26 protein-coding genes and 1 riboswitch are annotated in these 24,907 nt (G+C 30.3%); of the genes, 21 read left to right on the top strand and 5 right to left on the bottom strand.

Translation table 11 applies throughout. The features are described from left to right. The first annotated feature begins 95 nt into the window (after nucleotides 1-95). Nucleotides 96-1,055 (top strand): ankyrin repeat domain-containing protein, encoded by a 960-nt coding sequence (locus L3B98_RS26020; RefSeq protein ID WP_238918847.1) that lies wholly within the window; start codon nucleotides 96-98, stop codon nucleotides 1,053-1,055. 228 nt (nucleotides 1,056-1,283) lie between these two features. Further along, nucleotides 1,284-1,544: a DUF1871 family protein gene (locus L3B98_RS26015; RefSeq protein ID WP_238918846.1), complete on the top strand. Its 261-nt coding sequence runs from the start codon at nucleotides 1,284-1,286 to the stop codon at nucleotides 1,542-1,544. A 120-nt stretch (nucleotides 1,545-1,664) separates the two neighbouring features. Here L3B98_RS26015 and L3B98_RS26010 read toward each other — a convergent pair whose 3' ends face one another. From L3B98_RS26010 to L3B98_RS25995, 4 genes are all read right to left on the bottom strand, one after another. Further along, a complete protein-coding gene (locus L3B98_RS26010) occupies nucleotides 1,665-2,906 on the bottom strand; it encodes an Nramp family divalent metal transporter (RefSeq protein WP_238918845.1) in 1,242 nt (413 codons plus the stop codon). Beyond that, nucleotides 2,903-4,159, bottom strand: a complete 1,257-nt coding sequence (locus tag L3B98_RS26005) for a CBS domain-containing protein (RefSeq protein ID WP_238918844.1) — start codon at nucleotides 4,157-4,159, stop codon at nucleotides 2,903-2,905. Before L3B98_RS26005 ends, L3B98_RS26010 begins: the two co-directional genes overlap by 4 nt. A 232-nt stretch (nucleotides 4,160-4,391) precedes the next feature. After that, nucleotides 4,392-4,562: riboswitch (M-box (ykoK) riboswitch) on the bottom strand. Between the two features lie 283 nt (nucleotides 4,563-4,845). Further along, the gene (locus L3B98_RS26000) at nucleotides 4,846-5,484 is read right to left on the bottom strand and encodes a thioredoxin family protein (RefSeq protein WP_238918843.1); all 639 of its coding nucleotides are present in this window, start codon (nucleotides 5,482-5,484) and stop codon (nucleotides 4,846-4,848) included. Nucleotides 5,485-5,510: 26 nt separating this feature from the next. Beyond that, the gene (locus L3B98_RS25995) at nucleotides 5,511-6,494 is read right to left on the bottom strand and encodes an FAD-dependent oxidoreductase (protein WP_238918842.1); all 984 of its coding nucleotides are present in this window, start codon (nucleotides 6,492-6,494) and stop codon (nucleotides 5,511-5,513) included. Nucleotides 6,495-6,867: 373 nt separating this feature from the next. Here L3B98_RS25995 and L3B98_RS25990 point away from each other — a divergent pair, with 373 nt between their 5' ends. From L3B98_RS25990 to L3B98_RS25900, 19 genes are all read left to right on the top strand, one after another. Then, nucleotides 6,868-7,077 (top strand): SHOCT domain-containing protein, encoded by a 210-nt coding sequence (locus L3B98_RS25990; RefSeq protein WP_238918841.1) that lies wholly within the window; start codon nucleotides 6,868-6,870, stop codon nucleotides 7,075-7,077. 97 nt (nucleotides 7,078-7,174) lie between these two features. Further along, entirely contained in the window at nucleotides 7,175-7,891 is a 717-nt protein-coding gene (locus L3B98_RS25985; RefSeq protein ID WP_238918840.1) for a response regulator transcription factor, read from the top strand. Beyond that, nucleotides 7,888-9,288 (top strand): HAMP domain-containing sensor histidine kinase, encoded by a 1,401-nt coding sequence (locus L3B98_RS25980; protein WP_238918839.1) that lies wholly within the window; start codon nucleotides 7,888-7,890, stop codon nucleotides 9,286-9,288. The genes L3B98_RS25985 and L3B98_RS25980 overlap by 4 nt, the downstream gene beginning before the upstream one ends. Nucleotides 9,289-9,875: 587 nt before the next feature. Beyond that, nucleotides 9,876-10,085, top strand: a complete 210-nt coding sequence (locus tag L3B98_RS25975) for a FeoA family protein (RefSeq protein ID WP_015391814.1) — start codon at nucleotides 9,876-9,878, stop codon at nucleotides 10,083-10,085. Nucleotides 10,086-10,102: 17 nt separating this feature from the next. Beyond that, the gene (locus tag L3B98_RS25970; RefSeq protein ID WP_015391815.1) at nucleotides 10,103-10,324 is read left to right on the top strand and encodes a ferrous iron transport protein A; all 222 of its coding nucleotides are present in this window, start codon (nucleotides 10,103-10,105) and stop codon (nucleotides 10,322-10,324) included. A gap of 17 nt (nucleotides 10,325-10,341) precedes the next feature. Further along, nucleotides 10,342-12,489, top strand: coding sequence for a ferrous iron transport protein B (gene feoB, locus L3B98_RS25965; protein WP_238918838.1), 2,148 nt, complete (start codon nucleotides 10,342-10,344; stop codon nucleotides 12,487-12,489). Nucleotides 12,490-12,550: 61 nt separating this feature from the next. Further along, entirely contained in the window at nucleotides 12,551-12,712 is a 162-nt protein-coding gene (locus L3B98_RS25960) for a FeoB-associated Cys-rich membrane protein (protein ID WP_015391817.1), read from the top strand. Between the two features lie 124 nt (nucleotides 12,713-12,836). After that, nucleotides 12,837-13,085: a hypothetical protein gene (locus L3B98_RS25955; protein WP_238918837.1), complete on the top strand. Its 249-nt coding sequence runs from the start codon at nucleotides 12,837-12,839 to the stop codon at nucleotides 13,083-13,085. A gap of 536 nt (nucleotides 13,086-13,621) precedes the next feature. Further along, complete coding sequence (locus tag L3B98_RS25950; RefSeq protein ID WP_238918836.1) at nucleotides 13,622-14,497, top strand: hydrogenase small subunit; 876 nt, start codon at nucleotides 13,622-13,624, stop codon at nucleotides 14,495-14,497. A 9-nt stretch (nucleotides 14,498-14,506) separates the two neighbouring features. Next, entirely contained in the window at nucleotides 14,507-15,898 is a 1,392-nt protein-coding gene (locus tag L3B98_RS25945; RefSeq protein WP_238918835.1) for a nickel-dependent hydrogenase large subunit, read from the top strand. Next, the gene (locus tag L3B98_RS25940) at nucleotides 15,895-16,404 is read left to right on the top strand and encodes a hydrogenase maturation protease (RefSeq protein ID WP_238918834.1); all 510 of its coding nucleotides are present in this window, start codon (nucleotides 15,895-15,897) and stop codon (nucleotides 16,402-16,404) included. The genes L3B98_RS25945 and L3B98_RS25940 overlap by 4 nt, the downstream gene beginning before the upstream one ends. Before the next feature lie 92 nt (nucleotides 16,405-16,496). Next, nucleotides 16,497-16,757, top strand: coding sequence for a hypothetical protein (locus L3B98_RS25935; protein ID WP_238918833.1), 261 nt, complete (start codon nucleotides 16,497-16,499; stop codon nucleotides 16,755-16,757). A gap of 81 nt (nucleotides 16,758-16,838) precedes the next feature. Then, on the top strand, nucleotides 16,839-17,171 hold the full coding sequence (locus L3B98_RS25930) for a hypothetical protein (RefSeq protein ID WP_238918832.1): 333 nt from the start codon (nucleotides 16,839-16,841) through the stop codon (nucleotides 17,169-17,171). Between the two features lie 525 nt (nucleotides 17,172-17,696). After that, nucleotides 17,697-18,839 carry an ROK family protein gene (locus L3B98_RS25925; protein ID WP_238918831.1) on the top strand — a complete coding sequence of 381 codons (1,143 nt, stop codon included), beginning with the start codon at nucleotides 17,697-17,699 and terminating at the stop codon, nucleotides 18,837-18,839. 45 nt (nucleotides 18,840-18,884) lie between these two features. Next, nucleotides 18,885-19,661, top strand: a complete 777-nt coding sequence (gene lgt / locus L3B98_RS25920) for a prolipoprotein diacylglyceryl transferase (protein ID WP_238918830.1) — start codon at nucleotides 18,885-18,887, stop codon at nucleotides 19,659-19,661. Between the two features lie 178 nt (nucleotides 19,662-19,839). Further along, nucleotides 19,840-20,658: a sulfite exporter TauE/SafE family protein gene (locus L3B98_RS25915; RefSeq protein WP_015391821.1), complete on the top strand. Its 819-nt coding sequence runs from the start codon at nucleotides 19,840-19,842 to the stop codon at nucleotides 20,656-20,658. Nucleotides 20,659-21,121: 463 nt separating this feature from the next. Then, nucleotides 21,122-22,300: an acetyl-CoA C-acetyltransferase gene (locus L3B98_RS25910; RefSeq protein ID WP_015391822.1), complete on the top strand. Its 1,179-nt coding sequence runs from the start codon at nucleotides 21,122-21,124 to the stop codon at nucleotides 22,298-22,300. 215 nt (nucleotides 22,301-22,515) lie between these two features. Then, a complete protein-coding gene (locus L3B98_RS25905; protein WP_238918829.1) occupies nucleotides 22,516-23,193 on the top strand; it encodes a cytochrome c biogenesis CcdA family protein in 678 nt (225 codons plus the stop codon). Between the two features lie 9 nt (nucleotides 23,194-23,202). Next, nucleotides 23,203-23,760 carry a TlpA disulfide reductase family protein gene (locus L3B98_RS25900; protein WP_238918828.1) on the top strand — a complete coding sequence of 186 codons (558 nt, stop codon included), beginning with the start codon at nucleotides 23,203-23,205 and terminating at the stop codon, nucleotides 23,758-23,760. Nucleotides 23,761-23,821: 61 nt separating this feature from the next. Here the strand turns inward: L3B98_RS25900 and L3B98_RS25895 are convergent, their stop codons facing one another. Continuing rightward, on the bottom strand, nucleotides 23,822-24,760 hold the full coding sequence (locus L3B98_RS25895; protein WP_275298505.1) for a LysR family transcriptional regulator: 939 nt from the start codon (nucleotides 24,758-24,760) through the stop codon (nucleotides 23,822-23,824). Between the last annotated feature and the right edge of the window lie 147 nt (nucleotides 24,761-24,907).

Here is a 24,907-nt window from a genome sequence, read left to right as displayed (position 1 = left end):
ATTATAAAGTAGGTAGAGTAATGAAAAGAAAAATTATATATGTAGTTCCATTTGTTATTATTTTAAAGGAAGATAATTAAGAGGAGAGTTAGGTTATGCGTAAGAAAATAATTGCTATAACAGTAATTTTTATAGTTATAATATCTATTTATCATATAATTGGTACGGCTTCTAACTATGTGATAAATAAAATGGCTGATAAGGGTGGAGATAGGATTAATAATATAATGATTTATAGGGCTACTCCAGTGTGGGAATTAGCATTAGCTGTGAGGGATCAGGAGACAGAAAAGATAGAAAAAATAGGAAAGAATAATCAAGCGTTATTAAACTATCAAGATCCTAAATATGGTGCTACTCTTTTATTATGGGCAGTAGGAATGGAAAAGTATGAATCAGTAGAAGCATTATTAAAATGTGGTTCTAATCCTAATATAGCTTCAACAAAGGATGGAGAAACACCACTTTTTTTAGCTGCAGGTTATTCTTGGATAGATAATAATTACAAAACTGATCCTAAGTATGTGAAAATTTTACTTAGTTATGGAGCGGATCCTAATAAAAATTATGTTGGACATGCTCGTGATATTTTGGAGAAAGGGACAAGTCCTTTGATGAATTCTATTGGGTGTGGGCTTGAAAAAACAAAGGCGTTAGTAGAAGGAGGGGCTGACATTAATTATAAAACGAAAAGTGGAGCAAGTGCGGCAATTGAGGCATTGAATCATGTGGGGCCTAACACTAAAAGTGAAGAAATTAAATATGCATATTATTTAATAGTGGAAAAAAAAGCAAAAGTAAATGAGCCATATTATAGAGGAGAAAATGTTACGATGCCTGGTGAAAATCCAGAAGATAAATTCTATCCAGTAGATATATTAAGAAATTGGATTACTGAATTAGGTTCAGAAGGACATAAAGAAAAGATGGAAATAGTTGATGAGTTTGAAAGACAAGGCGTTGATTATTGGAAGACTAAAATTCCCAAAGATAGACTTGAACAAATTAAAAAGATTTATCCAGATACGTGGGAGGAATATATAAAAAAGTATTAATAGATGGAATGTATACGAAGAAATAAAGTCTGTAATACAAAATGTATCGAAAGTTATTTGTAAGGGAAAATGGCAGATTTTATTTATAAATATTGGAAATGAGAGATTGGTTAAAATTTAGTGCTAAAATGGGATGTGAGGTTTGTGAAAGAAGCAACTGATAAATTTGATTTTTAGATTATCATTAAGTTGGGCAGAAGAAGCTGTGACTTTGGGGGGAAAGAGAATATGAAAGATATAATAATGACAATAATAAATGATTGGGATCCTATTGGATTGTTTCCTATTGCTCCAGCCGATGAATATATTTCAGAAATAGAAAAAATACAGGAAGTCTTGAAATCAAATAATTATATAACAATAGAACAATTAGCATTTGAGATAAATAATATTTTTTTAAAAACATTTGGTGATGACATATATACAAAAAGTTTAAATGAATGTAAGAAGATAGCAGCAGAAATAATCAATAAAGTTGATGAAAAATAAATATATAATTACTTATATAAATATTAATGATTAAATAGTGGATAATGGCAATTTATTGCAAAAGTGGTAGCAAGTCACAATGACAGCTACCACTAAAATTTTGCTTTTAAAGTTATTCTATTAACCAATTAATTGGGATGCAAATAAAATTACAGAAAGAGTAATAATAAATAGTACAGTTGCCCAAGAAATAATATTTTGTACTTTTGTATTAACATATTTGCCCATTATTCTTTTATCATTAATTAATATTATCATAAAGGTTAATATTATTGGTGATAGTAATCCTGCTATTTGTTGAGTAGCAAGTATAATATCAATAAGTGATATACCTGGAATTAATATAAATAACGCTCCAAGAATAATTATACCAGTATATATTCCAAAGAAAGCAGGGGCATCCTTATAGTCGTTATCAACACCACTTTCCCATCCAAAGGCTTCACATATCGCATAGGAAGTTGATAGGGGAATAACGGCTGTAGCTAAAACAGAAGCTCCAAATAAACCTGCACCAAAAAGCATAAAGGCAGCATCACCAGCTAGTGGTTTTAATGCAAGAGCTGCTTCTTCGGCACTATTTATTGATATTCCAGCTTTATAAAGAGTTACTGCTGTACATACAATTATAAAAAATGCTACTGCATTACCCCAAAAGGAGCCTAAATAAACATCAAGTTTTTCATATTTATAATCTGAAAGACTTAATTTTTTGTCAACTATTGAGGATTGTAAATAAAATTGCATATAAGGTGTTATAGTTGTACCAATCATACCTATAAAAGTAAGTAGGAAAGCTGAATTTAGTTCAATTGTAGGAGTTGCCATTGATCTAAAAACATTACCCCAATCTGGTTTTGTTAAAAAAGCAGATATAATATAAGTAAAAAATACAAAGGTAAAAAGTAAGAAGATATTTTCAACTTTTTTATAAGAACCTTTAGTGACAAGAAGCCATATAGCTATCGATACTATAGGTATTGAAATAAATTTACTTATACCAAATAATTCTAAACTTGCAGCAATACCAGCAAAGTCTCCAAATACAACTCCCATGTTGGCTATAAGTAAAATACTCATTGCAAAAAAAGTTAATTTAACTCCAAATTTTTCTCTAATCAAGTCAGATAAGCCTTTGCCTGTTACTACTGCCATTCTAGCATTCATTTCTTGAATTACTGCAAGGCTGAAGGTGATTAAAAGTAATCCCCATAACATTTTATAGCCATAGCTAGCTCCAACAGTTGCATAGGTTGTAATTCCACCTGCATCATTTCCAGCGTTTACAGTTATTAAGCCTGGTCCGATAATTGTCATAATAAAGAATAATTTTTTTGATTTTCCTGAGAATACTTTCTTCATAATACAACCCTCCTTAATTGTTTGTATTCGTGAATACTATCATTTAAGGAGACTACACCAACTAAATAATTTTCTTCATCCATAACAGGAACACAAACAAGATTGTACTTATGCATTAGGCTGATTGCATCTTCTATTTCATCAGTATCGTGTAAACTTTGAGGTCTAGTATTCATAATGTTATAAAGTTTATCATTTTTATTTGAAGTAATAAGAGAAAATAAAGAAATCATGCCTATAAGATTTTCCTTATCATTTGTAATGTATATATAATAGCCTTCTTCATCATCAGGTGTATTATCTTCAATCCATTTCAACACATCGCTTACGGTTATGTCAGGTAGAAAAGTTAGGAAATCCTTTGACATTATACTTCCTACAGTTTCTTTTTCGTATTCCATAAGTTCTCTGATTTCGTCTTGACTTTCTTCATCTAAATGAGTTAATAACTTTTCAGCTCTGTCTTCTTCTATTTCTTCTAAGATATCAGCTATTTCATCAGATGGCATTATTTCAAGAATATCAGAAGCTTTTTCGTCAGACATTGACTTTAAGATATTTACTTGGACATCAGTTTCAATTTCTTCAAGAACTTCAGCAGCTTTTTGATTATTTAAACTGTGGAATAATATATCTCGACTTTTAGTATCAAGATCTTCGATTATATCTGCAATATCAGCTGCATGTAAAGTTTCAATTTTATTTGCAGGCATATGAAGCTGCAAATTATTAATATCTGTGGATAGAGTTTGAACATCATTCCAAATAATTAATTTATTTCTTAATCTATAATTAAAAGTTTCTATAACTTTAATAAACGGATACTCAATACCAAGTCGTCTAAGTAAACCTCTTGTTCCTATATCAACAGCAACAATCTGCCAGAGAGAATTTATGTTTCCAAGTCGCACATCATTTACACGCTCAACTTTTCTACCATTAATATCTACTATTTGCTTGTCTAAGAAATCTCTTACTAAAAAAACATCTTTTTCATTTGGAAATTTCATTACAAGACTTTCGCTGTTAATTTTAATATAATATTTTTCTCTATCATCTTTAAAAACATCAAGCGCTTCAGCAGATATATAAAAGGATTTTCTGCCGCTAGTAATTTGTACATAAACTATTGCTGGTTTTTCTTTGTTAAAGTCTAAAACGAAGTCCTTTAACTTACCAATAGTTTGATCTGAAATATTATGAACCTCTTTATTGAGAATTTTACTGAAAAAGAAATTTGTTGTTCTTTTCATGTACTTCACCCCTTTAAATTAGGGCATCAAAAGGGTATCCAAATTAATGCCCATAAAAATAGTATTACTTGAACTTAAATAAAAATACATATTATCCTCATCCGTATCATTATCATCCATTTGGATACACCTCCTTAAAAAATAAACCCCTTCACTTAAGGTGAAGGGGTAGTAATCTAAATAAAAATCATATAAATGCACATAAAATGCCTATACTAATATTAATTTTGATGTTTGCCTTCACTCGTTGAGTTTTAGCACTATACAGCATAGAAAAACTAAAGTTTTCGGCTACATTAAGTAGAACCTTAATCCGGTAATACCTGTTGACCCATTGGCGTCTTTCGACGTTTCCGGGCAGCAGCATGTATCTGTATAGGAGCCTCACCTAACAAAGTTTCAATTTTCTTGATAATTTTACTACTATATATAATGTTTAGTCAAGTGTATCTTTGTTAATATTTAATTAAATAAGGCACATGAAAGTAAATAACAAGTCAAAAGTTTCTATGCATATTTTTCATCAGGCAAGGAGGCAAATTGCTCTTATAGCGAGCTATTAGGGCAATTTGCCGACGTAGAATGATGGAAAATAGGCTAGAAAATAGACTTGTTATTTGTTTGAATGTGCCAAAAATAAAAGCAAGGAAAATTACTGTTTTCCTTGCTTTATAATAAGTCTATTTTTACATTGATTCTATTGCATTTAAGAATTCTTGTATTGGTTGATTTCCAACTAGCTCATACTTGTCATTAATGACAATTTTAGGTACACTTGATACCTTAAAGCGAGAAGATAAATCTCTAAATGTTTGAGCTTCAATCATTTCTGCTTCAATATTTTCATTCATTAATGCAAGCTTATTAGCTGTTTGAACTGCACCAGGGCAGTGAGGGCAAGTTAGTGTAACAAAGACTTTAATATTAACAGGTTTGTCTATTGCCTTTATTCTAGCTACTATACTTTCTGGAAGGCCTTTTTGAGCTCCAGAAACCTCTAATATAGTACTAATAAATGAATTTATTTCATGCCCAGCAGGTACTCCATTGAATTTAATACCTAGATAGTTCCTTTTTGCATCTAATAAAACCAAACTTGGTGCTAATTTTACGTTATATTTATCAGCTAAATCAGCATTATCTGCTAAAGTATATTTTTCTAAGTGAATTTTACCACTTAGTGCTTCAATTTCATCTACAAAATCTATAGTTGCAGCGCAACTGTCACAGTTGTTATCTGTAAATAAAAGTATATTCACATCATCAACTAAATTACTAAATACATCTTTTAATTGTTCTTCTAATTCTTTATTAAAAAGTTTCATAATATTCATTCCTCCTTGAATAATTTCTATAATTTGTTTTGATTAATATATTCATTGATTGCAAGTGCAGCAACAGCGCCATCACTTGCAGCAATAATAATTTGTTTATACATCGAATTTGTTATATCACCAGCAGCGAAAATCCCTGGTATATTAGTTTCTTTTCTTTCATTAGTTATAATTTCGCCACGCTCATTAAGCTTTAAAATATCTTTAAAAGGACCTATATTAGGTGTATGGCCTATTTCTATAAATATTCCATCGCCTTTTAAGCGGAAGTGTTTAAGGGTTTCAGTATTTTCTAGCGATAGCCCCGTCATAACATCATCACCTGTAATTTCTAATATCTTTGTTTTTAAATATACAGATATTTTGGAATGACTATAAAGTTGATCCACTAAAATTTTATCTGCCCTTAACTGGCTTCTGTGAATTAAAGTTACAGAATTTGCAAATTTAGCAATATCGAGTGCTGCTTCGACAGCTGAATTACCGCCACCAGCAATGAATACATTTCTATTTTTAAATAGAGGAGCATCACATATTGCGCAATAAGCAACTCCTTTGCCAGCATACTTAATTTCACCAGGTACATCTAATTGTCGAGGTTTTGAGCCTGTGGCAATCAATAATGTTTTGGTTTTATAAGTTTCACCAGTTGATAATACAATCTGGTGTATTAAATTATCAGAAAAAGTATCAATAACTTCAGTATCTTCTAGAATAGGTATTTCTAATTTTTCAACATGATTTAAAAATTCATCAACTAAGCCCTCGCCACTGATATTTGCAAAACCTAGATAGTTATCAACGGTAGAAGTATCTAGGATTTGACCACCTTTTCTTTTTGTAATAATTGCAACATCAAGACCTTTACGTTTTGCATATAAAGCAGCATTAAGTCCAGCTGGACCGGCTCCGATAATTAGTAAATCATAGATGTTGTCAGGTTCAAGCTCTGGCTGACTTCTAAATATATCTGCAGTACTGAAGGATAAATTAAAATCCATATAAATCCCTCCTTATTCAAAAAAATTTTAACAAAATATTATTAATTGATTTGTGACAAAGTCACAGAAAATTTTATTTAAATTTTATATAGTTATTTTTATATGAATTTTTAAAATTCAAAAAATTTTAAAAATTCTTTCTTAATATTAATTATACACAAAAAAACTTAATGTTAAAGAAAAAACGAAATAAAAATCATAATTTGTAATAATAAGGAATAAGAGATAATTAATTTATCTTCATAATTCCCCCACATTTCCTTTATATAATAAATATATAGAAAGCAATACATTATAATATGTGTAAAGGAGGAAAAGATTTATATTTTGTAGTAATTTTGTAGGACGTGGTAGTTTTGGACCAGGTAATGCTATGGGATATGAAGGAATGTTTTTAGGAATGGGCTTTAGATTATTGATATTTATTGCAGTAATATTTATAGGTGTAAAATTATATAAAGAATTTATCAATAAATCTAATTCAGCCTTAAAGATACTTAATGAAAAATATGCAGGTGGAGAAATTAGCGAGGAAGAATATATAAAGAGAAGAAATATACTTTTAGACAGAAAAATTAAGTAAAGCATAAGGACTAGAGTAAGGTAATTTTAAAATAATCTATACTCTAGTCTTTTTTATAGCTATATAATATAGTCATAGGATAAAGGCGGTGAGAGAATTGAGTAATAACTTTAAAATATTAGTTGTTGATGATGAACAAAATATATTAGATGTAGTTAAGGCATACCTTGAAAAAGAAAACTTTGAAGTTATTTCTGCCATGGATGGAAAGACAGCAATAGATATATTTAATAGTGGAAACATTGATCTAATAATTTTGGATTTAATGCTTCCAAGGCTAACAGGTGAAGAAGTATGCAGAAGGATTAGGGCAAGTTCCAGCGTACCAATAATTATGCTTACAGCTAAAGCAGAAGAAGATGAAAAAATAGAAGGAATATCAATAGGAGCTGATGACTATTTAACAAAGCCCTTCAGTGTACGTGAACTTGTTGTAAGGGTTAGGGCTTTACTTAGAAGAACCTATAAGGATTTTGCGCCTATGGCAGATATATTAACCTTTAACAATAAGGATTTAGAAGTTGATATCAAAAAAATGCTTGTTAAAAAACAAGGCAAACTTGCCAGTTTAACAGCAAATGAATTTAAAATATTAACTATTTTTATCATGAACCCTGAAAAAGTATTTTCAAGAGAAGAATTAGTGGAAAAAGCTTTTGGAGGGGAGTATGAAGGTTTTGACAGAACAGTAGATACATATATTAAAAATATTCGCCAAAAAATAGAAAGTAATCCCAAGGAACCTGGATACATAGTAACCTTATATGGAATTGGATATAAATTTAAACCAAATGCTGAAGAGGTGGAGAAATGAAAATATCTTTAGTAAAAAAATTATCCTTAGGTTTTATTTTGGCTGTTTTAGGGTCAATTATCTTAGTAAGTGTTATTTCCAATTACACAGTAGGAAGTAAATTTAAAAATTATTTAGTCGATGAGCATAATGCAAAGGTAGAAAATGTTGTTAAAATTATTGATGAATTATATAGTACACAAAATGGAAACAGCAAAATAAACACAGATGAAATACAAAGATATGCTGAGTTACAAGAAATGTATATAGAAATTAAAGATATAAATAACAATACAATTTATTCTTCGGGAAAAGCTCATTTGCAGCATAAAAATATGATGGGATCTATGATGGGTGGAGGAATGATGCGAAATTTTTCAGGCATTAATGTTGGAGAATATAATGAAAATAAATATCCTTTAACTGTTAATGATAAAAATATTGGAAGTATAATTATAGGTTATTTTGGAACGTCTTACTTATCTTCAGCATCAGTAACCTTTGTTAGTACTTTAAATCATTCCTTTATGATATCAGCTTTAGCAGCATTAGTTTTTGGAATTATTCTTAGTGTAGTTATTTCAAGGCAAATATCAAAGCCTCTAGCTAAGATAACAGAAACAGCAAATTTAATGAGAAATGGTGAGTTGAATGTTAGGGTAAAGACTAATTCAAATACAAAAGAAATAATTGAACTTTCAAATTCTATAAATTACCTTGCAGAAACCTTAAGTAATCAAGAAATGCTTAGGAAGAGAATGACTTCAGATATGGCTCATGAGCTTAGAACTCCATTAACTACCTTAAAGACTCATGTAGAAGCTTTTATGGATGGAATTTGGGAACCAACTAATGAACGGTTTGAAATTTTTTATGAGGAAATAGAAAGACTAACTAAAATGGTGGATAATCTACGAGATTTAGCAAAGCTCGAACAAATGAATATGATCTTAAGCAAAAGTAAAATTAATGTTTCAGCTGAAATAGAGAAAATTATAGATAATTATAAACCTATTTATAATAAAGAGAATTATGAATTAATAAGCAGCATAGTTCCAGACATAACAGGAATGATAGATAAAGATAAATTGGTACAGATTATGAATAACTTACTTTCAAATGCTTATAAATATTTGAAGGATAAAGGAAAAGTTACAGTTATATTAAAAGAAGAGAAGGATAATATTATAATCAAAGTTATGGATAACGGGTTAGGAATACCTGAAAAAGATCTTCCTTACATTTTTGAACGGTTATATAGAAGTGATATATCTAGAAATAAAAATACTGGAGGCTCAGGGATAGGGCTTACAATAACAAAAGCTTTTGTTGAAGCTCATGGAGGGAAGATCGAAGTAGAAAGTGAAGTGAATGTTGGTACTACATTTACAATAGTACTTCCGGGATTAATAAAATAAAAACTGAAATAGCATAATATGTTGGAGAGAATGAGAAAATCATTAACTATCTAAAAGAAATTTTAGAAAATGAAATTACAATCAATTAATATCGTAAAGTAACCATTGATATGCTTAATATAATTAATAAACATTTAGTAAATATATTATAAGCACTTCCCTTGATAAGATATAGAAAAGCTCTATTCTTAAAGGAAGTGCTTTTTTGTGGAATGAATTATAAAAGGGCTAAGTAATAAATAATAAAAAAAAGCTTATTTAAAGTAAATATATAAAGGTTTCTTAAGCGGTAGTTGAGAATTGAAATGATAGCAGAATGATATATTAATAAAAAAGTATATGAAATTAATGAAGAAAATGAAAAAAAAATAAAAATAGAACGTTATCAATGATAAAGTTGCATTTTGACAAAATATGAATGAAAATCATTTTCAATAAGTGAAAAGAGTGGTATCATATAAGTGTAGTGATTGATAGAAAGTATCAATTGAATGGAATTATTAATTTAAATTTTTTTGTAGTTTAAGTACTGGATTTAACTAAAACTATGATTTAACTATATGAAAATAGAAGAGGGGGAGATTTGTATGCCATTGATACTAGCAGACAAAGGTAATGAAATGAATATTAAAAAAATTACTGGAAATGATGAAACAAAAAGATTTCTAAATAGCTTAGGTTTAGTTATTGGAGAAAGCATAAAGGTTATTTCTGAACTTGGAGGAAATCTCATAATCAGTGTAAAGGACAGTAGAGTTGCATTAGATAAAAGTTTAGCAAGCAGAATAATAGTTTAGGAAGGAATGGAATTATAATGAGTTCTTTAAAAGAAATAAAATGTGGAGAAACAGTTAAAGTAAAAAAGGTTGATGGGCTTGGAGCTGTTCGCAGACGTATCATGGATATGGGAATTACAAGAGGTTGTGAAGTTTATGTTCGTAAGGTAGCACCACTTGGAGATCCAATCGAAGTTACAGTTAGAGGTTATGAATTATCACTTCGTAAAGCTGATGCTGAAATGATAATTGTAGAGTAAGATTAGGGGGAATAGAAATGTCAATTAAAATAGGTTTAGCAGGTAATCCTAACTGCGGTAAAACGACTATGTTTAATGAACTTACAGGTTCATCTCAATATGTTGGAAACTGGCCAGGGGTTACAGTTGAAAAAAAAGGTGGTAAATTAAGAGGTCATAAGGATGTTGAAATTGTAGATTTACCAGGTGTATATTCTTTATCACCATATACTCTTGAAGAAGTTGTAACTCGTAATTTTATGTTAAATGATAAGCCTGATGCAGTAATTAATATAATAGATGCATCTAACATTGAAAGAAACTTATATTTAACAACTCAAATTTTAGAGCTTGGAATACCAACAGTTATAGCTCTTAATATGATGGATATTGTTCAGAAAAATGGTCATAAAATTGATATAAATAAATTATCAAAAACTCTTGGCTGCCCTGTAGTTGAAACTTCTGCCCTTAAAGGTGAAGGTATTAAATTAGCAGCGGAAAAAGCAATTGAGGTCGCTAATTCAAATAATAAACCTAAATTTGCATTACAATATTCAAAGGAAGCAAATGACGCTTTCAAAAAAATTGAAGAAATCATAACTAAAAATATTTCAATTGAAGGAATAGAGAAACGTTGGCTTTCAGTTAAACTTTTTGAAAGAGATGAAAATATAATTGAAAAGTTAAAAATTTCTAAAGCTATATTAGATGAAGTTGAGATCTTAATTACTGAATGTGAAACTGAACTTGATGATGATAGTGAAAGTATTGTCACAGGTGATAGATATGCATTTATTGGAGAAGTAGTTTCAGCTGCTGTTAAGAAAAATAGTAATATTAAGGAAACAACTTCTGATAGAATAGATAAAATTGTAACTAATAGATTTTTAGCTTTACCTATTTTTGTGGCTATAATGTATGTTGTATATTATATTGCGATAACAATAGGAACAATAGGAACTGACTGGATAAATGACACCTTGTTTGGAGAAATAATTCAAGGAAATGTTTCTGATTGGATGACATCGGCAGGAGTTGCAGATTGGTTACAAGGATTAATATCAAGTGGAATAATTAGTGGTGTTGGAACTGTTATCGGGTTTGTTCCACAAATAGCTTTATTGTTCTTATTCTTGTCTATCCTCGAAGATTGTGGATATATGTCACGTGTTGCCTTTATAATGGATAGAATTTTCCGTAAGTTTGGTTTATCAGGAAAATCATTTATACCAATGTTAATTAGCTCAGGCTGCGGTGTGCCTGGTATAATGTCTACTCGTACAATGGAAAATGAAAGAGATAGAAAAATGACTATTATGTTAACTACTTTTATTCCATGTAGTGCTAAGCTTCCAGTAATAGCTTTAATAGCTTCAGCCTTCTTTGATGATGCAACTTGGGTTGCTCCATCAGCTTACTTCTTAGGAATAATTATGATTGTTTCTTGTGGTATCATTTTAAAGAAAACTAGATTGTTTTCCGGTGATCCATCACCATTTGTTATGGAACTTCCACAATATCATATTCCAGGTTTAAAGAGTGTTATGATTCATATGTGGGATAGAGTAACAGCTTTTATGAAAAAAGCAGCAACAATTATTCTTGTTTCTTGTTCGGCAGTATGGTTCTTACAGACCTTTAACTGGTCGTTTGAAATGGTCGATGCAGATAATAGTATACTAGCTAGTATAGGAAATGTTGTAGCACCTATATTTGCACCGCTTGGTTTTGGAAATTGGCAGTCAGCAGTTGCAACTGTAACTGGGCTTGTAGCTAAAGAAAATCTTGTTGGTACATTTGGAGTTTTATATGGAATTGATGGTGCGTCAGAAACTGATCCAGCTTTAATTAGTAATATTGGAGTAATGTTTACAGCAGCAAGTGGCTTTGCATTTATGGCCTTTAACTTACTTTGCGCTCCTTGTTTTGCAGCAATTGGTGCGATAAGACGTGAAATGGGAAATTGGAAATGGACATTTATTACTTTAGGTTTCCAAACTGGTACTGCATATATAGTTGCCTTGGTTATTAATCAAGTGGGAAATTATATATTAGGAACAGGAAGTTTAATTGGTGCAGTAGTATCTGTAATTATTGCAGTTGGTGTTGTGGCAATAGTTATACTAACTGGAAGAAATACTAAAGAAAAAGAAGTTAAGGGACAATTGAGTTATACAAGATAATAAAGAAAAAAGGCAGTGTTCATTCACTGCCTCAAATTTTAGAAATAGGAGAGTGGTATTTATGATAGCAACAATAGTATTAAGTGCAATTATATTTGGATTTATAGCATTTGTAATTGGTAAACAAATCAAAAAAGCTAAAAGTGGTGAAAGTGGCTGTGGATGCGGCTGTAGTGGCTGCTCTTCAAGCGATTCATGTCACGGAATTAAAATAAAAAATTGATAAAAATAATTATGACACTTCATATATTTTTATGTTAGGCACATGAAAATAAATAACAAGTCAAAAATTGCTAATATAAGTTCCTTATTGCAGCAGAGCTGCTCTTTTTAAAGGTGCATATTTAGTGGATAATGAAATCCTAGAGATACTAAAACAAATGCAAAAGGATCAGCAGGAAATGAAAGCTGACATTAAAAGTATTAATGGAAGATTAGACAGAATAGAATCTGACATAAAAGACATAAAAGTTGATACTGGTTCGATTAAAGTGAATATAAAAGAAACTAGAGAAGATGCAAGAAATTCAGAACTAGCAACAGCACAAAATAGTTTTGAGATAGCACAAATAAAAATGCGCATGAAAATGGCGTAAGTGTAAAATTGAATTACTAGTATTATAGATAGGTTAGGGAGTAAGAGAGCTCCCTAGCCATTTTTTTTGCAATTTTCCTTCTCTTTCACCCTGTACTGCATTTTTAACTAAAATGAGAGCTTCATCTAAGGTCTTATAGGGTTTCTGCATTTGATTAAAACTACAATAATCAGGAGGTGAAGAAAATGAGGGAAAGTTATTCATTGTAACCTCTTACAAAAATTGATTTTACAGAATTAATATATTCAGTTTGATTGAGTTTATTACTGTATTTAGAGTAATTAACAATTTATTATAAATATAGTCAAAGAGTCATAGGTAATTGGAAAAGATAATGGTGTTAAAATGATTTATCTCATCTTTTTTGTCTATATACATTTTTACAGTAATATAATCATAAATTTAAAATTGAAGGCTTTAGTGTATATTTACCTTAATTTAAAACTATATAGAGCATATATATAATAATTATTACAGGCAAAAAAATAATTTGATATTTAACTTGTAATAAAGAAATGTATATTGGAGGAATTAAGTTGAACAGTGGGAAAGTATGTCCACTTACAGAAGTTAAGATTCATAGTTCAAAGAGAATTGCAGATGATGTTGTGAAAATAGTTAACAATAAAAGAACCCTAAAGATGAATGCTATTTGGTTGGAGGTAACAGGGTGTTCTGGAAACATAATATCCCTACTTAATAGTGAAAATCCTGGACTTTATGATGTTTTAACTAATATTGTGAATTTTACTTTTAATAATGCACTTATGGGTTCAGAAGGAGAGTTTGCTTTTGAAAAGTTCTTAGAAACATTAGATACAGATTTTATATTATTAGTAGATGGAGCAGTTTCTACTAAAGAAAATGGACGTTATAATATTGTAGCTAATTACAATGGAAAAAGTATTACAGCGTTAGAGGCAATACAATTAGCTGGAGGAAAAGCAAAGTATGTAGTTGCGGTGGGAACTTGTGCTTCTCATGGTGGAATATCTGCTGCAAAACCAAATCCTTCAGAAAGTAAAAGTGTACAAGAAGTTTTAGAACGCCAAGTTATAAAACTACCTGGATGCCCTTGTCATCCAGATTGGGTAGTTGGAACTATAGCGCATTTGGTTGGTTATGGTACGCCTGAGTTAGATAATGAAGGAAGACCTCTTCTTTTTTATGGAGTTACAATCCATGATACTTGCACTAGGCGAGGATTTTTTGATAAAGGTATCTTTGCACAAAAATTTGGTGAAGAAGGCTGTATGTTTAAATTAGGCTGTAGAGGTCCTGTAACAAAAACTGATTGCCCAAGAAGAAAATGGAATGGATATGTTAATTGGCCTATTGGAGATAACACAAATTGCATTGGATGTGCACAAGCACAATTCCCAGATGGAATGGAACCTTTTGTAAGGTATTAGGAGGGAGATATGGGAAAGACAATCACTATAGATCCAGTAACTAGAATCAGTGGTTTTTTAGAAATAAGAGCAGAAGTAGAAGGCAATACAATTGCTAAAGCAAATGCTAGTGGATTGCTTTTTAGAGGCTTTGAAAAAATGTTAAAAGGAAGAGCACCCTTAGATGCTGTATATTTTACAGAGAGAATCTGTGGAATATGTTCAACAGCTCATGCTATGACTTCTACTTTAGCATTAGAAGATGCGCTTAAGATAACAGTTAGCTTAAATGATAATTATATTAGAGATATTATGCATGGCTTTGAATTTATACAAAATCATTTAAGACATTTTTATTTGCTTTCTATGCCAAGCTATGCCAAAATATCCAGCATTAAATTAATAGAAGAACAGCAATATACTGATTTTAGACTTCCAGAAAGAATAAATAAGAAAATCGAAGAGGATTATGTGAAAAGTATTGAACTTAGCAGATTAGCCCATGAAGGACTTGCGCTTTTGGGAGGAAAGGCTCCACATAATCATGGGATTTTTGTAGGAGGGGTCACGGTAAATATAGATGCCTACAAGTTAGAAAAAGTAAAAAGTATCATTAGAAATATAGAAGCTTTTGTAACAACCAAAATGAGAGAAGATGTAGAAATTATTTCTAAATATTATTCTGATTATTTTAATAAAGGAGCATCTTATCCATATTTTATGACTTATGGAGTATTTGATAAATATGATGATCCAGATATTACTTATGTTAAACCAGGAGTAATGAAGGATAATATTAAATATAATTTAGAACCAGATAAAATTACAGAGCAAATTCATTATTCGTGGTATAGAAAAGATGCAGGATTAGAAGAAGTAGATTTATCTAAACCGGATGCATACACTTTTATAAAAGCTCCTCGCTATTTAGGTCTGCCTATGGAGGTTGGTCCCTTAGCACGACTAATAGTTAGTGGTGAGTACACAAATGGACATTCATCAATGGATAGAAACATCGCAAGGGTATTAGAAACAGAAAAGATACTCGGCATAATGAAGAAACTTGCTGAAAGGATAGAACTAAAATCAAATAATCAAAAGGTTTACGATATTCCAGAAAAAGCATATGGAGTGGGTATGATAGATACTACTAGAGGTTCTCTTGGACATTGGATTGAGATAGATAAAAAAGTTATTAATCATTATAATATTATAACTCCTACTGTATGGAATTTATCACCTAAGGATGCATCAAATATTCCTGGAACTATAGAAAGAGCACTTATTGGAACTAAATTAAAAAATATTAAAGAACCCATAGAAATTGGTCGTATTGTAAGAACCTTTGATCCTTGCGTATCTTGTGCAACTCATGTGATTGGAAGTACAGGTGATACAGAAATAGTAGAGGTTTTGGTTTGAATACGAATGTAAATAGTTCGGAAGTCAAAGAAGTAGATAGTCCAGGAAATACAAGCTTCAATATTAAGGTTATTGCTGTGGGAAATAGTTTGATGAAAGATGATGCTATAGGGATTGAAGTAGCAAAAGGTATAGAAGAAAGACTTTTAGAAAGAGGAATTGAAGTTATTTATGCTGAAACTGATATTCAATATGGCATTTCAAATATACAAGAAGATGTTCATATAATTGTTTTGGATGCAGCGTGTTATGGAAAAAATCCAGGTGAAATTACCTGCCTGCCATTAAGTACTTTTATTTCTAAGAAAAAAGGATGTTCTCAGCATAATTATAGTTTTTTAGATCTATTGAAACTTTATTATCCTAGTATTAAAGGAAGGATTTTTGCAATTGAGGTAAAGGAAGTTGAATTTGGTTTCGGATTAAGTTCTGGATTACAAGAGAAATTAGAAGTCATTTCTAAAGAAATTTTAGATCAAATAGATAAATATATAAGTTCTAATTAAGATTATAATCTCAATTTAAGAAATCCTGAAGAAATTTCACAATTAGGTGACAATTTACAAGTGGAATGTAAAAATAAGGGAGAGTGAAAAATATGCATGATACTATTTTATTAAGTAAGATTTCAGAGGAATTAAAAACCATATGTGTAGCTAATAATATTAATAAAGTTAAGACATTTACTGTTATTGCAAATCCTAGAAGCCATGTACATTCGGACAATCTTTATGATCATCTTCAGCATACTTGTGGGGATTTAGTTGGAGAATGGACAAAAATTGATATACAAAGAGAGGATGTACAAGATCAAACTGCGATTCTTAAAAGCATTGTAGGGGAACAAAATGAAAACTAAAAAATTAGCTTAGAAATATCATATTATTAAGATATACAATTTGATGAATGTAAGGAAAAAATAGAATAATTATATTCTACATTGGAATTTAAAGTTAAGGATAAAGCAGTAAAACCAATATATATATTTGTAATAGTATTTTTGATATTCTTTGGAGGCATAGGAGTTGCAAGAATTACAGGAAACTTTGAAATCATAGCTAAATCTATAACAGGTGAGAATAAGATAAATTTGGATGAAATCAAACTTTATATGACTTTAGAAGATTTGTCTAAGGGTTTAGGAATGGATTTAAGTGAAATATATATAAAGATTGATCTACCTACATCAATTTCAAAAGAAACCAAACTTAAAGATATAAAAAATGTAGTTCCTGATTTTGAGGTTGAAGGAGTAAAAGAAAAATTAGAATAAATAAAAAGGTCTCAGAAAATTAGTTCTGGGGCCTTTTAACAATATTGATGTCTATAGATAGATTTTTAAATATATAGATATACAATGCAAGAATTAGACTTATGCAACAATTACCGAAATATGATACATTTATCTTCCACAGGACTAGTGAAATTTTCGCTGGAAAGTTCTAAATGTGGGCTTGCAGTCATTTCAGCGTGCTCCAGATATAAAATCTTGACAAGCTGAAAATGAAACAAGCCGTAGGGGAAACTCGACTCACGTTCGTTCGCTGAGTAAGCGATTCACACCAAATCATAGATTTGGGTTCTCTGCTTAATACCCTTCAACAGCTCAATTTCACATGCCTGCTCCAGAAAAAAATATATCATATTTCTAGTGTAGTGTTCTCAAGAGTGTATGCATATTCCATTTATAAGTTTGATTATTCATTTGGATATCTATATAAAAATCTATCTATTTTTATTTTAAATACTTATTTCCAAGGTGGTTAAAAGATGATATTCTTAAGTAAGGAGAAAGGAAGTGGATTTCTTGAAAACATATAAGGGCTTTGAAGCATTAGATGAAAGATGTAAATACATTTTTAGTGTTCTACAAGAAAAGGGGCCTATTACTAAAAACGAATTAATAGATATGACAAAAATTAAGTTAACCACATTAAATAGAAGTCTTAAGATATTACTTGGTGAAAAACTAATTGTAGAAAGTGAAATTGGAGAATCTACAGGAGGAAGAAAACCAAGCTTATATGATGTAAATAAAGAGGAATATTATCTTATAGGGCTTGATATATCCAGAATATACACAAAAATAGTTATAACAAATTTAAAGTTGGATATAAAGGGAGAAAGATTGTTAAGTAATGAATATAATATTGACTCTATATCCGAAATTATACCTAATGCCATAGAAGAGTTAGCTGAAAAAGTGCATATTAATGATTCGTATATTGTTGGTATAGGTATAGGTATAGTTGGTGGTTTTAATGCCATTCCATTGCAGAAAGAATTAGAAAAAAAATTTGCTTCAGCAATATTTATTGATAATGGTGCTAATGCAGCAGTTATTGGAGAGTATAATTTTGGAATGGGAAAGGGCAAAAATAACATAGCATATATTAATTGTGGTGTTGGAATAAGAACTGGAATTATATCGTCAGGGGTACTAATAAGAACAATTAATAATTTAGAGGATGCCTTTGGACATATGATTGTAGAAGCAAATGGACAAAAGTGTTCCTGTGGAAATTATGGATGTATAGAAAGTTATGTATCTATATCAAACATAACGGATAAATTTATAGAGGAAATGAAAGGAAGTAAAGCATTAGCCTTAAAGAAAGATCTAAACCACATAAACTACATGGATGTTTGCAGTTTAGCAGAAAGAAAAAATGAAATTGCTGAAAATATCATTAAAAATTCAGCTTTATATTTTGGAATTGGACTTGCAAATTATATAAAATTATTCAATCCAGAACTTATAATTTTAAGTGGGCCATTAATACAACATTCAAAGTTGTTTTATGATAAAGCAAAAGAAATTGCTACTCAAAAGTGTCATATAAAAGATACACGCATTAAATTTAGCAAAGGAGGATACTTTGAAGATAATTCTATAGCAGTGGGAGCATGTGCTATGGTTATAGAAAAAATACTAAATTAATCCGTTTAGCGCCGGCTACACGAGAAATGATAAGGATGTGAAATTATGAATCCAACAGCGTTTTCAATTGGAGGCTTTGATGTAAGATGGTATGGAATATTAATTGCAACAGGAATTGTACTAGGGATATTAATCTCACAATATAATTGCAAGTGGAGAGAAGTTGATTATGAAAATTTATTAAATATTGTACTATGGTCACTGCCAATTGGTATTGTAGGGGCAAGATTGTATTATGTTATATTTGAATTTGATAATTATAAAAATAATATTATTGATGCTTTTAACATAAGAAATGGAGGTTTGGCTATACATGGAGGGCTTATTTTTGCTATAGGAACAGCATTGATTTATACAAAAGTCAAAAAATTAAACTTTATTAGGTTTGCAGATGTTGCTGCACCTTCAATTATTTTGGCCCAAGCCTTAGGCAGATGGGGGAATTTCTTTAACCAAGAAGCTCATGGGGATGCAGTAAGCTATGAATTTATTAAACATTTTCCTATGTTCATACAAAAGGGAATGAATATACAAGGAGTTTATTATAATCCTACGTTCTTATATGAATCTGTTTGGAATATTAGTGTTTTCGTAATATTAATGCTTTTACTTAGAAAGAGTAAAAAGAATGGAATTGTATTTATGACATATATTGGACTATATTCAATAGGACGATTTGTAATTGAAGGTATGAGAACTGATAGCTTGATGCTTGGAAATATTAGAATGGCTCAGTTTGTAAGTTTAACAGGAGTTATAGCTTGGATAATTTTTTTAGCAGTAAGTTATTATAGAGTAGGACTTAAGACAAGTAGAAATTGATTTAATTATATTTTAGAAATCTCTTAAGGGGTTTCTAAAAATATGAAAACTTATCACCAAAATGGTTAAAAGTATGGTATAATATTTAATAAAGGATTTGTAAATTAATATAATGAGAAAGTTGAGATTGGTCAATAGATACTAAAAATTATAAGTAATATGGAAGAAGGTCTTAAATTTGTTGCAATTTTTATGGTTAACCCCGTTAGGTTTCCTTGTTGGTGCCTTTGGAACTTTAATAGGAGCTGGTGGAGGATTTATTTTAGTGCCTATATTATTGCTGTTATATCCGGATAAAAGTCCAGATACAATAACTAGTATTTCATTAACAGTTGTATTTTTTAATGCATTATCTGGCTCTTTTGCATATTATAAAATGAAGCGTATAGATTATAAATCTGGAATAGTTTTTGCAATTGCAACACTGCCAGGTTCAATATTAGGTTCAATAATAACCTCATATGTACCAAGACAACTTTTTAATGGAATATTTGGAGTGATATTAGTTGTAGTAGGAATATTTTTGATATTTAAGACTAAAAATGAAACAAAAGAAACTACTATAGCAGTAAAGAATGGATACGTAACAAGAACAGTAATTGATGTTGAAGGAAATGAACATACATTTTCCTACAATCCTATAACAGGGATTGTTGTAAGTGTATTTGTAGGATTTATGTCCAGCTTTTTAGGAATAGGTGGAGGAATAATACATGTTCCTGTACTAGTTAATCTTTTAAATTACCCTGTACATATTGCAACTGCAACTTCCCATTTTGTTTTAGCAGTAATGTCCTTTTCAGGGACAGCAGTTCATGTAGTAAATGGAGTGCTTCAATCTAGCATTATACAGACAGTGGCCTTATCAATAGGAGTATTATTTGGAGCACAGATAGGTGCAAGATTTTCTAAGAAAATCTGTGGGACAGCAATAATTAAAAGTCTTGCAGTTGCTTTAGCTATTGTGGGAGTAAGAATATTTATTATGGCCTTTTAAAGTGATATAAAAATATTGTAATAAGAATTATGGATAGTATTTTGAAGAAATGCTATCCATAATTTTTTAGTTTAAAATAGAGTTATGTGAAAATATAATACATTCCTGACTTAAAATAAATAATATAGTTAAGTTGATTTCGAATTAACATTTTCATGGGCAGAATGTTTTTGGTTAATTGAAAACAAATTTTACAAAAAAATTTGATGGCTAAATGTGGAATTTAGAACATTATACATATTTCTTGTATGAGGAAGAGTTGAAAAATTATAATTTGTGGCATGGTAATTGCTTCTTAATTGATAGTACGAACTTAAATAGAAGAGAGTATGATTGATATCAATAGAGAGAAATAGTAATAATTGCAATGATGCGTAAAGATAAAAGAGAAGCAAAGATATTAATCAGGTAACTAAGGATAAAGCAAGAGGTATTTTTAAATAATAATATAGGAGGAGCATAAATGAAAGAAGTAGTTATTGTAAGTGCTGTTAGAACTGCAGTTGGAAAGTTTGGTGGAGCTTTGAAGGAAGTTCCAGCAGCTGAACTAGGGGCATTAGTTATTAAAGAAGCGCTTAATAGAGCAAAAGTTAAACCAGAATTAGTAGATGAAGTTATAATGGGAAATGTTATACAGGCAGGTTTAGGTCAAAATGTAACTAGACAGGCTATAGTAAAAGCTGGTTTACCAGAAGAAGTTCCTGGATTTACCTTGAATAAAGTTTGTGGGTCAGGATTAAGAGCAGTAAGTTTAGCAGCTCAATTAATAAAAGCAGGAGATGCTGATGTCATAGTAGCTGGTGGTATGGAAAATATGTCAGCAGCACCATATGTACTACCAACTACAAGATGGGGACAAAGAATGGGGAATGGAACTATTGTAGATACAATGGTTAATGATGCTTTAACAGATGCTTTTGAGGGATATCATATGGGAATTACAGCAGAAAATATAGCTGAAAAATGGAATTTAACGAGGGAAATGCAAGATGAATTTGCAACAGCATCTCAACAAAAAGCACAAGCGGCTATAGAAGAAGGGATATTTAAAGCTGAGATAGTTCCAGTAGTTATAAAAACTAGAAAAGGCGAGATAGTGTTTGATACAGATGAGTTTCCGAGATTTGGAACAACTATAGAAGATTTAGCTAAGCTAAAACCAGCTTTTAAGAAAGAGGGAACTGTTACAGCTGGAAATGCTTCGGGAATAAATGATGGTGCTGCAGCTATAGTAGTTATGAGTGCTGAAAAAGCAGAAGAACTTGGCTTAAAGCCAATGGCAAAAATAGTATCTTATGGATCAAAAGGATTAGATTCAGCTATTATGGGATATGGACCATTTCACGCTACTAAGAAGGCTTTAGAGAAAGCAAATCTAACGATAGAAGATATAGATTTAATAGAAGCAAATGAAGCTTTCGCAGCTCAAAGTTTAGCTGTAGCAAAGGATTTGAATTTTGATATGAAGAAAGTTAATGTAAGTGGAGGAGCTATAGCAATTGGGCATCCAGTTGGAGCATCAGGCGCTAGGATACTTACTACTTTGCTTTATGGAATGCAAAAGAGAGATTCAAAATATGGATTAGCAACTTTATGTATAGGTGGGGGTATGGGTACTGCACTTATTGTAGAAAGATTATAATAATAGATAAATTGATACGTATAACTATTATACCTTCACAAAGAGTAAGTTGAAAAAAGTGACTTGACTTAAAGTTAAGTCGCTTTTTTATGCTTTACATAACCAAACTTGGATATTCATATGTAACTTAATCACATACAAAAATATGGAAATCATCTATAATATAAGGTGAAGAATTATAGTTTAAGTAAATAAAAATATAGAAAGGATAAGAGATGGAATATTTTTTGTTATTTTTAGAAGGCATTATAACTTTTATATCACCTTGCATCTTACCACTTTTGCCTTTATATGTTTCTTATTTTATTGGAAGCAATGAAAAGGAGAAAAGAGGTAAATATGATGCATTTGCAAATTCAGTGGGCTTTGTATTAGGCTTTACCATAATATTTACATTACTAGGGACATTAGCAGGAACCTTTGGAAGCTTTATTAAAGAGGAAAATTCTATTATCAACTTTTTTTGTGGATTATTAGTAATTATCTTTGGGATGAATTATATTGGAATATTTAAAATTCCATTTTTGGAAAGAAGTTTGAAGCTAAATGCACAAATAAAAAATTTGAAATTCTTATCTTCAATTCTTTTTGGAATGATTTTTGCAATAGGTTGGACACCATGTGTTGGAACTTTTTTGGGAGCAGCTCTTATGCTTGCTGTTAATGCTCAAGACGTTACAAAGGGAGCGATAATGCTTTTAATATATAGTTTGGGCTTAGGAATTCCTTTTGTGCTATGTGCCATTTTAATTGATAAAGTTAAAGAAACCTTTGATTTTATAAAGAGAAATTATAAAATTATCAATACTGTATCTGGAATAATTCTTATTGTTATTGGTATTTCTATTATGACTGGATATTTAAATAAATTACTTTCATTTTTAACTGTATAGGAGGATTTTATGAAAAAGAAAGAATTGTTAATAGCAATAATATGTTTTGTAGGATTTTTGGGAATAGCTTATATAGGCTATAACTCCTTGAGTACCTCTTATAGCCAAAAGGATACTCAGAGTCAAACAGATAATTCACAAAACAAAAAGAAAGAAAAAGACTTCGTTGTATATGATGAAAATATGAATAAAGTAAAATTATCAGATTATATAGGAAAACCAGTTATAGTAAATTTCTGGGCTAGCTGGTGTCCACCTTGTCAAGATGAAATGCCAATATTCAATGAAGTTTCAAGTAAATATAAGCAAGAAGAATTGGTAGTTTTAATGGTGAATATGACTGATGGACAAAGAGAAACTGTTGATATTGCTAAGAAATATATAAGTGATAATAATTATAATATGAAGGTATTATTTGATAAAGATATTTCTGCAGCACGAAGTTATAATATTGAATCTATCCCTAGAACTTTGTTTATTGATAAAAATGGAGATATAGTTAATGATCATTTGGGAGAGATAAGTAAAAAAGAAATGGATGCTCAAATTAAAGGCCTATTAAGTTAGTGAGGCATATTATAATTAAGAAACCATAGAGAAGCACAATGCTCTATGGTTTTCTTGTAAATTATGAAGAATTTCTCTGAGGTAGTGGAGTGCCATTAAGTTCTTCTTTATTATTGAATTTTAAAAGTTCATCTTTAAAAAAATTTAATTCTATTTTTAGGTTATTTGATTTCCATACCGCAAAAATATCAGAGTCCCTTGAAGGGTTAGAATAATTATATAGGCGAATTTTTTTATCAACTGGTATTTTATTATTACAAAAGGTAACTCCATCGCCATTTTTAACAGCTAGAATTAAGGAATTCATATTCTTAGTGTATTTTACTATATTTGGGGAAAATCCATTTAGTTTGCAGGCTTCTTTAATTCTTTCAATTCCATTGGAAGATTCATCAGAAGATATAACTACGAAAGGTTCATCCACCAAATCTTTTATTGTTAAGTTATCTAATTTAGATAAAGGATTAGAAGTTGATATGGCAATTGCAAGTTCAACTTCTTTAAAGTGAATACTTGTAATATCTTTATAGGCTGCAAGTTCAAAATATGGAACAAAGACAATATCTAAGGCCTTTGAATTTAACTTTTCACGTAGCTCCTTAAAACCATATAACTCTAAATTAATATTTATATTTGGATAAGCTTTTCGAAAAGTTTCAACTAATTCAAGAATGGATTCTTCACAGTCGAAGGTTTCAGTACTTCCAATATTTAATGTGCCTGTCGAAGTATGACTTAAGAGTTTAGCATCAGAAACGGATTGTGTAAACATTTCTTCTAAATTGCTCCATTTCTTGACAAGAGCTTGCCCACTTGGTGTTAAGGAGATGGATTGATTATTACGTATAAAAAGGGATAATCCCAATTCCTTTTCTAATATTTGTATTTGTTTACTGAGTGCAGGCTGCGAAATATATAATGATTTTGAAGCCTCAGTAAAATTTAATTTTTCTGCCATTACCAGAAAATAGTTGATTTGCTGAAAAGAAACTTTATACATGTATTCACCTGTTCCTTTCTTAAATAATTTCTAAATTATAGATATTCAAAGCAAGAATTAGACATATGCGGAACTTACCGAAATCCAATACATTTGTCTTCCACAGGACTAGTGAAATTTTCGCTGGAAGGTTCTAAATGTGGGCTT

Origin of the sequence: Clostridium sp. YIM B02555, from assembly GCF_022320955.1 — a bacterium.
Lineage (GTDB): Bacteria > Bacillota > Clostridia > Clostridiales > Clostridiaceae > Clostridium > Clostridium saccharoperbutylacetonicum.
Note: the sequence above shows the minus strand (reverse complement) of the source record. Positions and strands in the feature narration are given on the sequence as shown.